The sequence below is a fragment of the Nocardiopsis listeri genome (assembly GCF_020741345.1).
In the GTDB taxonomy this organism is placed as follows: Bacteria; Actinomycetota; Actinomycetes; order Streptosporangiales; family Streptosporangiaceae; genus Nocardiopsis; species Nocardiopsis listeri_A.
Window position 1 is genome coordinate 1 of the sequence record NZ_DYZD01000370.1, and the last position, 10,081, is coordinate 10,081.

General features: G+C 69.3%; 9 protein-coding genes. All 9 read left to right on the forward strand.

The genetic code is table 11. From position 1 onward, the window contains the following. Positions 1 to 2,666, forward strand: a 2,666-nt coding sequence (gene carB / locus K8V84_RS19760) for a carbamoyl-phosphate synthase large subunit (RefSeq protein WP_304077112.1), incomplete at its 5' end; no start/stop codon positions are given. A gap of 89 nt (positions 2,667 to 2,755) precedes the next feature. Next, positions 2,756 to 3,655: a dihydroorotate dehydrogenase electron transfer subunit gene (locus K8V84_RS19765; RefSeq protein WP_304077115.1), complete on the forward strand. Its 900-nt coding sequence runs from the start codon at positions 2,756 to 2,758 to the stop codon at positions 3,653 to 3,655. A gap of 69 nt (positions 3,656 to 3,724) precedes the next feature. Further along, positions 3,725 to 4,660: a dihydroorotate dehydrogenase gene (locus tag K8V84_RS19770; protein WP_304077118.1), complete on the forward strand. Its 936-nt coding sequence runs from the start codon at positions 3,725 to 3,727 to the stop codon at positions 4,658 to 4,660. A 306-nt stretch (positions 4,661 to 4,966) separates the two neighbouring features. Continuing rightward, positions 4,967 to 5,674, forward strand: a complete 708-nt coding sequence (pyrF, locus tag K8V84_RS19775) for an orotidine-5'-phosphate decarboxylase (protein WP_304077121.1) — start codon at positions 4,967 to 4,969, stop codon at positions 5,672 to 5,674. Positions 5,675 to 6,065: 391 nt separating this feature from the next. Further along, the gene (mihF, locus tag K8V84_RS19780) at positions 6,066 to 6,389 is read left to right on the forward strand and encodes an integration host factor, actinobacterial type (protein WP_304077124.1); all 324 of its coding nucleotides are present in this window, start codon (positions 6,066 to 6,068) and stop codon (positions 6,387 to 6,389) included. A gap of 320 nt (positions 6,390 to 6,709) precedes the next feature. Further along, positions 6,710 to 7,300, forward strand: coding sequence for a guanylate kinase (gene gmk, locus K8V84_RS19785; RefSeq protein ID WP_304077126.1), 591 nt, complete (start codon positions 6,710 to 6,712; stop codon positions 7,298 to 7,300). A 133-nt stretch (positions 7,301 to 7,433) separates the two neighbouring features. Next, entirely contained in the window at positions 7,434 to 7,700 is a 267-nt protein-coding gene (rpoZ, locus tag K8V84_RS19790; protein WP_211716102.1) for a DNA-directed RNA polymerase subunit omega, read from the forward strand. A gap of 127 nt (positions 7,701 to 7,827) precedes the next feature. Further along, entirely contained in the window at positions 7,828 to 9,030 is a 1,203-nt protein-coding gene (gene coaBC, locus K8V84_RS19795) for a bifunctional phosphopantothenoylcysteine decarboxylase/phosphopantothenate--cysteine ligase CoaBC (protein ID WP_304077133.1), read from the forward strand. 286 nt (positions 9,031 to 9,316) lie between these two features. Further along, positions 9,317 to 10,081 (forward strand): methionine adenosyltransferase (gene metK / locus K8V84_RS19800; protein ID WP_304077135.1); only part of this gene is annotated, 765 nt, incomplete at its 3' end.

Here is a 10,081-nt window from a genome sequence, read left to right on the forward strand (position 1 = left end):
AGTACGAGCTGGAGCTGATGCGCGACGCCAACGACAACGTGGTCGTCGTCTGCTCCATCGAGAACCTCGACCCCATGGGCGTGCACACCGGTGACTCCATCACCGTCGCCCCCGCCATGACCCTGACCGACCGCGAGTACCAGGAACTCCGCGACATCGGCATCGCGGTCATCCGCGAGGTCGGAGTGGACACCGGCGGCTGCAACATCCAGTTCGCCGTCCACCCCGAGACCGGCCGGATCATCGTCATCGAGATGAACCCGCGCGTGTCCCGCTCCTCGGCGCTGGCCTCCAAGGCCACCGGCTTCCCGATCGCCAAGATCGCCGCCAAGCTCGCCATCGGCTACACGATGGACGAGATCCCCAACGACATCACCAAGGAGACCCCGGCCAGCTTCGAGCCCACGCTCGACTACGTCGTGGTCAAGGTGCCCCGCTTCGCCTTCGAGAAGTTCCCCGGTGCCGATCCCGGCCTGACCACCACCATGAAGTCGGTGGGCGAGGCCATGGCGATCGGCCGGTCCTTCCCCGAGGCGCTCCAGAAGGCCATGCGCTCCCTGGAGAAGTCCGGTGTGGGCCTGACCTGGGCGGGCGAACCCGGCGACAAGGACGGGCTCGTGCGCGAGGCCGCCCGGCCCACCGAGCACCGTCTGCGCCAGGTCCAGCAGGCCCTGCGCGCGGGAGCCACCGTCGAGGAACTGCGCGAGTCCACCAAGATCGACCCGTGGTTCCTGGACCAGATGCTGCGTCTGGAGGAGGCCGCGCGCACCCTGGCCGCCGCGCCCAAGCTCGACGCCGCGCTGCTGCGCGAGATGAAGGGACTCGGCTTCTCCGACGTCCAGATCGGTGAGATCACCGGCAAGTCCGAGGACGTCGTCCGCGAACTCCGACATGCCCTGGGCATCCACCCCGTCTACCTGACGGTGGACACCTGCGCCGCCGAGTTCGAGGCCGAGACGCCGTACCTGTACTCCAGCTACGACGAGGAGACCGAGGTCCCCACAGGGGACAAGCCCAAGATCATCATCCTGGGCTCGGGTCCCAACCGCATCGGCCAGGGCGTGGAGTTCGACTACTCCTGCGTCCACGCCTCCTTCGCGCTCTCCGACGCCGGGTTCGAGACCGTCATGGTCAACTGCAACCCCGAGACCGTCTCCACCGACTACGACACCAGTGACCGGCTCTACTTCGAGCCGCTCACCCTGGAGGACGTCCTGGAGGTCGTGCGCGCCGAGCAGGCCGCCGGACCGGTCGTCGGGGTCATCGTCCAGCTCGGCGGCCAGACCCCGCTGGGTCTGGCCCGACGTCTCAAGGACGCCGGAGTGCCCATCATCGGCACCAGCCCGGAGGCCATCGACCTGGCCGAGGACCGCGGCGAGTTCGGCAAGGTCCTGGACGCCGCCGGACTCCCCGCGCCCAAGTACGGCACCGCCTACTCCTTCGAGCAGGCCAAGGCCGCGGCCGACGAGATCGGTTACCCGGTCATGGTCCGGCCCTCCTACGTGCTGGGCGGCCGTGGCATGGAGATCGTCTACAGCGAGGCCATGCTCGCCGACTACATCGAGCGCAACGCCGAGGTCAGCCCCGAACATCCGGTGCTGATCGACCGTTTCCTCGACGACGCCATCGAGATCGACGTCGACGCCCTCTACGACGGCCAGGACCTGTACCTGGGCGGCGTCATGGAGCACATCGAGGAGGCCGGCATCCACTCCGGCGACTCCGCGTGCACCCTGCCCTCCATCACGCTGGGCAGTGAGGACATCGAGCGCATCCGCTACTCCACCGAGGCCATCGCCCGCGGCACCGGGGTGCGGGGCCTGCTCAACGTCCAGTACGCGCTCGCCTCGGGTGTCCTCAACGTCCTGGAGGCCAACCCGCGCGCCTCCCGGACGGTGCCCTTCGTCTCCAAGGCCACCGCGGTCCCGCTGGCCAAGGCCGCCGCTCGGGTCATGGCCGGCAGCACCATCGCCGAACTGCGCGCCGAGGGCATGCTGCCCGCCAAGGGCGACGGAGGCGACCTGCCCGCCGACGCCCCGGTCTCCGTCAAGGAGGCGGTGATGCCCTTCAACCGATTCATCGACAAGCACGGTGAAGGCGTCGACACCATCCTCGGCCCGGAGATGCGCTCCACCGGTGAGGTCATGGGCCTGGACGTGGAGTTCGGGGCGGCCTTCGCCAAGTCCCAGCTGTCGGTCAACAGCTCGATGCCCACCCAGGGCAAGGTGTTCGTGTCGGTCGCCAACCGGGACAAGCGTTCGATGATCTTCCCGGTCAAGCGCCTGGCCGACCTCGGCCTGGAGATCCTGGCGACCGAGGGCACCGCGGTCGTCCTGCGCCGCAACGGCGTGCGCGCCACCGTGGTGCGCAAGCACAGCGCGGGCCCCGGCCCCGACGGTGAGCGCACCATCGTGCAGCTCATCCACGACGGGGAGGTCGACCTCATCGTCAACACCCCGTTCGGCAGCGCCGGGCAGGCCGGACCGCGTCTGGACGGCTACGAGATCCGGACCGCCGCGATCGTTCGGAACGTTCCCAGCGTCACCACGGTGCAGGGTCTGGCCGCCGCCGTACAGGCCATCGAGGCCGGTGTTCGCGGCGAGGTGGGGGTGCGTTCCCTGCAGGAGCACGCCCGAGCGCTCACGGCGAGTCGCGAGGACTCCTAGGCTGTAGCGAACAAAGTCCGGGTGGCGTGGGGACACCCCCGCGGCACCCGGACCGTACCGCCGCGAGTCCAGAGAGGCTGCCACCACACATGAGCGACAACGGACCGGTGCAGGTCAGGTGCCCCGTGCTGAACGTGCGCAGGGTGGACGCCTACTACGCCATCACCGTCGTCGCGCCGGGCATAGCAGAGCGGTTCCGTTCCGGGCAGTTCGTCTCGGTGGCGGTGGGCGGCGACCACTCCAGCACGTTGCTGCGTCGACCCTTCGCCATCCACGACGTCAAACCCGACTACGGCGGAACCGTCGAGTTCCTGTTCGCGGTGCGCGGTACCGGGACCTCCTGGCTGGCCGAACGGCGATCACGCGACCTGCTCGACGTGGTGGGTCCGTTGGGCCGGCCCTTCCCCCTGCCCCGGGACCCCGTCAACTGCGTGCTGGTGGGCGGGGGCTCGGGGAGCGCCCCGCTCTTCCCGCTGGCCCAGTCGCTGCGTCGGCGCGGTTGCCGGGTGGACTTCGTCCTGGGCGGAGCCTCCGCCGACAGGGTGTTCAGCGCGATCACCGCCCGCCGGATCGCGGAGACCGCCGAGTTCACCACCGACGACGGTTCCTTCGGCACCCGAGGGCGGGTCACCGACGTCCTGGGTCGGGTGATCGAGGACGCCCGCTCCGACGCCGTGTACGCCTGCGGACCCATGCCGATGCTGCGCGCCGTCACCCAGGTGGCCGGCAACCACGGCGTCCCCGTGCAGGTCGCGGTCGAGGAGACGATGGCCTGCGGCATCGGGATCTGCATGACCTGTGTGATCCCGGTGGTCGGGGAGGACGGGATCACGCGGATGGTGCGGTCCTGCGTGGACGGTCCCGTCTTTCGGGGCGAACGGGTGCGGTTCGACGACGTGGGAACCATCCCCTTCGACGCCTTGGGCGCACCCGGTTGGAAGGGGTCGGGGGCCGCCGGCGCGGCGGAGCCGACCCGCGACATCGCCTGACCGGCAATGATGAGTCACCCCAGGTCCCGGACGCGGGTCGTCCGGGCGACCACGAGTGAGCGAAGACACGTGAACGCAGACCTCAGGACCCGACTCGGATCCCTGGAGCTTCCCAACCCGGTGGTGACCGCCGCCGGGTGCGCGGGCTCGGGGCGGGAGCTGGCGCAATTCTTCGACGTGGCGGAGATCGGCGCCATCACCACCAAGTCCTTGATGTTGGAGCCGCGGGCGGGCCGTCCGGCCCCGCGCATGGCGGAGACCCCCAGCGGGATGCTGAGCACCATCGGCCTTCAGGGGCCCGGCGTGGACGTGTTCCTCGAACGCGATCTGCCGTGGTTGCTGTCCCGGGGCGGCCGGGCGATCGTGTCGATCGCGGGCTCGGGTGTGGGGGAGTTCGGTGAGCTGGCCCGCCGGGTCTCGGACGCCGAGGGGGTGGACGCCGTAGAGGTGAACCTGTCCTGTCCCGATCCGACCGACCCCGCCGGGCGGCACTTCGCGGACGACGCGGCCCAGGCCGCCGCGGTGGTGCAGACGGTGCGCTCGCACGCCCGATCCGACCTGCCCGTGCTGGCCAAGATCGCCGTGGACGTCCCGGACGTACTGAAGCTGGCCGAGGCCTGTGTCGGGGCCAGGGCCGACGGACTGACCATGATCAACACCCTACGTGGCATGAGTGTGGACACCCGCACGTTGCGCCCCGCGGTGACCGGTGGGATGGGCGGGCTCTCCGGGCCGGCGATCCGTCCGCTGGCCGTGGGGTGCGTCTATCGGGTCCACGAGGCCTTCCCCGACGTGCCGATCATCGGTGTGGGAGGTGTGCGCACCGGCTCCGACGTGTTGGAGTTCATGGCGGCGGGCGCGAGCGCGGTGGCCGTGGGAACGGTCAACTTCGCCGACCCCTCCGCGTGCACTCGGGTCCTGCGCGAGTTCACCGAGACGCTGGAGACTCTGGGGGTGTCCAGGGCCTCGGATCTGGTGGGCGCCGCGCACCGCTCGGGGTTGTGATCCACGGGTCACCGGGCGACAACGCTCTGACCGGCCTGAACAGCGTTGAGATGGCTCTGTGTGGCCGAACGGGCGCGCCGGGCATCCCCGCAGTAGGGGTCAGGGGGAGCAGCCGTCTACGGCCGACTGGAAGGCCGTTACGGGGAAGTGACGCGGATCGGGTGCATGAAGCGCCCGATCCAGGGAACCGCACACCATGCGGTGTGCACATGACAGTGGATGTGCATTCGTAAGCACGTTCGTAAGAACGGCGGGCGAGTGCCGGACCCCGGGCTCCGGCCGGGGCACACGATTGGAGAGACCGACATGACCGCTCCTTCCGCGCCCATCGCCGTCGCGATCGATGCCGGCGACATCGAGACCGCGGCCACTTGGGCGTCCGCCGTCGCACCGCACGTCAGCACGGTGAAGGTGGGCCTGGAGCTGTACCTGCGCTACGGGCCCGAGGTGATCAGCGCCGTACGCGGGGCCAACCGCGTCGGTGTCTTCCTCGACCTGAAGCTGCACGACATCCCCGCCACCGTCGCCGGCGCGGCGCGCAGCGTGGCGGGCCTGCGTCCCTCGATCCTGACCGTGCACGCGAGCGGGGGAGCGGACATGGTCCGGGCGGCGGCCGAGGCCGCCCCGGACACCAAGATCGCGGCGGTGACGGTGCTCACCTCCATGAGCGAGACGGACCTGGAGCAGGTGGGGCTGCTCGGTCCGGCACGGGACGCGGTCCGTCGCCTGGCGGTGCTCTCGGTGGGCGCGGGAGCGCGCGCACTGGTGTGTTCGCCGCAGGAAGTGGAGACGGTCCGCGCAGAGGTGGGCCCGGACGTCACCCTCATCACCCCGGGTGTGCGCCCGGCCGGTGCGGACAAGGGTGACCAGTCCCGGGTCGCGACCCCGGAGGAGGCGATCGAGGCAGGGGCGGACCTTCTCGTCATCGGTCGCCCGATCACCCGTGCCGCGGACCCCGGTGCGGCGGCGGCCTCCATCGCGGCGGCCGTACGTCGTGCCGGGGTCCGTGTCTGAAATCCGGCGGCCGGTCCCGGAACCGCTGCGCTGCGCGAATCCGGAACCGGCCGCGCGGATCGACCCTGGATTTTCGCATTCGCACCATCACCCACAGTTGCGGGTCACGGACAGTGATCAAATAGGCGTGTCCGAAACCCGGCAATCGTGGCGAAGAGTGACCCGGGTCACCCCTGCGTGACCTGCGCTGGTCGCACGCTTCGCCCCTTCGGCAATCGGGACGAAAGTCCTGGTTTTCGTGTCCGCGAGCAATTGATCGACTACTCTGGGTAGTTCCTTCAATGAAATAGCCCCTGAAAGGGCACTTTACGTTGCCTAACAGGGGTCGGACCTACTAACTTTCGCAGGCGTCCGCCCTCTACAAACGAGTAGAAATCCGAGGTGACCCGGCGTGGCCCTTCCTCCCCTCACACCCGAGCAGCGCAGCGCGGCTCTCGAGAAGGCCGCCAAGGCCAGAAAAGAGCGCGCTGAGGTCAAGAACAAGCTGAAGAACGGCGGCATCTCGCTGTCCGAGGTGCTTTCCACCGGCCTCAAGGACGACGTCATCGGCAAGATGAAGGTTTCGGCTCTGCTGGAATCCCTCCCCGGTGTCGGCAAGGTCCGCGCGAAGCAGATCATGGAGCGGCTCAACATCGCTGAGTCGCGCCGTGTCCGGGGTCTGGGCACCAACCAGCGTGCCGCCCTGGAGAGCGAGTTCGGTGACCTCACCAAGTAGCTCGGAAGTACGGAGCAGATAGCCGAACACCGGACGTCGCGTCCCCCACAGACGCGCGACGAGCCCCCGCATCCGGTGGGGTCTCATCGGTGAGAAGCGGGATCCGAGGCCGCGGCCGGCGGACGAGGAGTGGACCCTGGGTCACACTCCGTCCGTCGAGCCGCGGCCTCGGTGGTATAAAGGGATCTCCCGCGACCGTACGCGGCACGCCCACCGGCGGCCGCGTGAGTCGCCCGCGCGGTACCGTGCCGGACCTGGCCGGTCCCGGCGGACCGATGGCCCACCGCGCGGCGAACACGCCGAATGGAATCCTGATCTACATGCCTGCGCAGAACGCGGACCCCGCCCGCCCCGCCGCGAAACGGCTGACCGTGCTGTCCGGACCCTCGGGCGTTGGCAAGAGCACCGTCGTCGCGCACCTGCGAGAGGTCGACCCCGACGTGTGGCTGTCGGTCTCGGTGACCACCCGTGACCCCCGCCCCGGGGAACAGGACGGCGTCCAGTACCACTTCGTCTCCGACGAGGAGTTCGACCGTCTCGTCGTCGAGAACCAACTGCTCGAATGGGCGGAGTTCGCCGGCAACCGCTACGGCACCCCGCGCGGCCCGGTCCAGGAACGCCTGGACTCGGGCACCCCCGTCCTGCTCGAGATCGAACTCCAGGGCGCCCGACAGGTCCGCGAGTCCATGTCCGACGCCCTGCACGTCTTCCTCGCTCCGCCCTCCTGGGAGGAACTGGTGCGCAGGCTCTCCGGACGAGGTACCGAGAGCGAGGAGGTCATCCAGCGCAGGCTGGAGGTGGCCAAGGTCGAACTCGCCGCGGAGAAGGAATTCGACACGACTCTGGTCAACACGTCCGTACAGGACGTGTGCGACGAGCTGCTAGCGTTGATGACCGCGCCCAAGGTGTGATAGCAGGGGTGACAGCGGCCGCGCCGGACATCGGCGGCGGCGCACACCCGCCTCACCGGGGCCCGAGAACCATTCCATCCAACCGAAGTCACGGCTTTTCGACGAGCCGGTGACCGTCCCTGGGGGTAACGAAGTGGCTGGTACCGAGCCCGTCGCCGAAGGCATCACCAACCCACCGATCGACGACCTGCTGGAGCTGGTGGACAGCAAGTACAGCCTGGTCACCATGGCCTCGAAGCGGGCCCGCCAGATCAACGCCTACTACGCGCAGCTGGGCGAGGGCCTGCTGGAGTACGTCGGCCCGCTGGTGGAGACCCAGGTCCAGGAGAAGTCCCTGTCCATCGCCCTGCGCGAGGTCAAGTCCGGTCTGCTCACCGCCGAGCCCTACGAGGGCAGCTGAGCCAAGGCGCCGACGTCCGGTGCCTTCCTTTCTGTTTCACCGCGCCCGCCGCACCCCCCGCCCGGGGCGTGCGGCGGGCGCGTCCTGGTAGAACACTGGTGTGAGTGACACAGAGAACGTTCCCCAGGTGGTCCTCGGAGTCGGCGGCGGTATCGCCGCCTACAAGATCTGCGAGCTCCTGCGCCGACTGACCGAGTCCGGCCACCGAGTCCGTGTCGTGCCCACCGAGTCGGCCCTGCGCTTCGTCGGAGAGCCCACCTGGGCGGCCCTGTCCGGGCAGCCCGTCGAGACCGGTGTGTGGGACCGGGTGCACGAGGTTCCGCACGTGCGCATCGGACAGTCCGCGGACCTGGTGTTCGTCGCCCCTGCGACCGCCGACATCATGGCCAAGGCCGCAGCCGGGCTCGCCGACGACCTGTTGACCAACACCCTGCTCACCGCCCGCTGTCCGGTCGTGTTCGCTCCCGCGATGCACACCGAGATGTGGGAACACCCCGCCACCCGGGCCAACGTCGCCACGCTGCGTTCGCGCGGCGCCATCGTCCTCGACCCGGCAGTGGGCCGACTGACCGGTGTCGACACCGGTCGAGGCCGCCTCCCCGAACCCACCGAGCTGTTCGAGGCCGCCCGTCTGGTCCTGCGCCGTGGGGCCGCCGAACCCGACCTGGCCGGTCGCCGCGTGGTCATCTCCGCGGGCGGAACCCGCGAGGCCATCGACCCGGTGCGCTTCATCGGCAACCACTCCTCGGGACGGCAGGGCTACGCCCTGGCCCGCACCGCCGCGGCGCGCGGCGCCGACGTCACCCTGGTGGCCGCCAACGTCTCCCTGCCCGACCCGGCCGGCGTGAGTTCGATGCGGGTGTCCTCGGCGGTGGAGTTGGCCGAGGCCATGGAGGCCGAACGCGCGAAGGCGGACATCGTGGTGATGACCGCGGCCGTCGCCGACTTCCGCCCGGTCAACAGCGCGGCGTCCAAGATCAAGAAGTCCGGTGCGGCCCCGGCCCCCATCGAACTGGTCGAGAACCCCGACATCCTCGCCGGTCTGGTCACCACCCGGGAGAGGGAGGGCACCGACCAGACCATCGTGGGGTTCGCCGCCGAGACCGACGACGTGATCGCCAACGGCCGTGCCAAGCTGGCGCGCAAGGGCTGCGACCTGCTCGTGGTCAATCAGGTCGGTGGTGGACGTGCCTTCGGCACCGAGGACAACCAGGCGACCGTCCTGGGCTCCGACGGCACCGTGGTGGACATTCCCACCGGCCCCAAGGAGGACCTCGCCGACCGCGTGTGGGACCTGGTGGTCGAACGTTCACCGAGGCGAACCTCCTGAGAGGGGACGTGCTCGAACACCGGTGGGAGTCCGGTCTTCTTCGAGGCGGACTCGTGAAAATCCCCACGTCGTTACGCTAGATTCCTACCGCCGAGTACGTCACACTTCGAACGGGCCCTGTGTGCGACCTGCCAGGTCGACCAACGGGCGACCATCCCCACTGGTCCCGTTACAGTGGACGAATAACCAACCCCGTCGGTCGGCATTGACCGCCCTCGGCGCAGCCGGGGCGAGCCGGACCGCACCGACCATGTCAGCCAGCAGCCGCTGCAAGGAGTCACGCAACGTGTCCCGCCGCCTTTTCACCTCCGAGTCCGTCACCGAAGGTCATCCGGACAAGATGGCCGACCAGATCAGTGACGCGATCCTCGACGCGATGCTCACCACCGACCCCGGCAGCCGGGTCGCTGTCGAGACGCTGATCACCACCGGTCAGGTCCACATCGCGGGTGAGGTCACCACCCAGACCTACGTCGACATCCCCGCCATCGTGCGCGAGAAGATCCTCCAGATCGGATACGACTCCTCCGCCAAGGGGTTCGACGGTGACTCCTGCGGGGTCAACGTCTCCATCGACGCGCAGTCCCCCGACATCGCCCAGGGCGTCGACACGGCCTACGAGGCGCGTGTCGAGAACGAGGAGGACGCCCTCGACCGTCAGGGCGCGGGTGACCAGGGCCTGATGTTCGGCTACGCCAACCGTGAGACCCCCGAGCTCATGCCCCTGCCCATCAAGCTGGCGCACGCGCTCTCGGAACGGCTCTCCAGTGTCCGGCGGGACGGCACGGTGCCCTACCTGCGCCCCGACGGCAAGACCCAGGTCACCGTCGAGTACGAGGGCCAGACCCCGGTCCGTCTGGACACCGTGGTGGTCTCCAGCCAACACTCCGCCGACATCAACCTCGAGGAGATGCTGACCCCGGACATCCGGGAGCACGTCATCGAGCCGGTCGTGGCCGCCTACGGCCTGGACGCCGACGACTACCGTCTCCTGGTCAACCCGACAGGTCGCTTCGAGATCGGCGGCCCGATGGGCGACGCCGGTCTGACC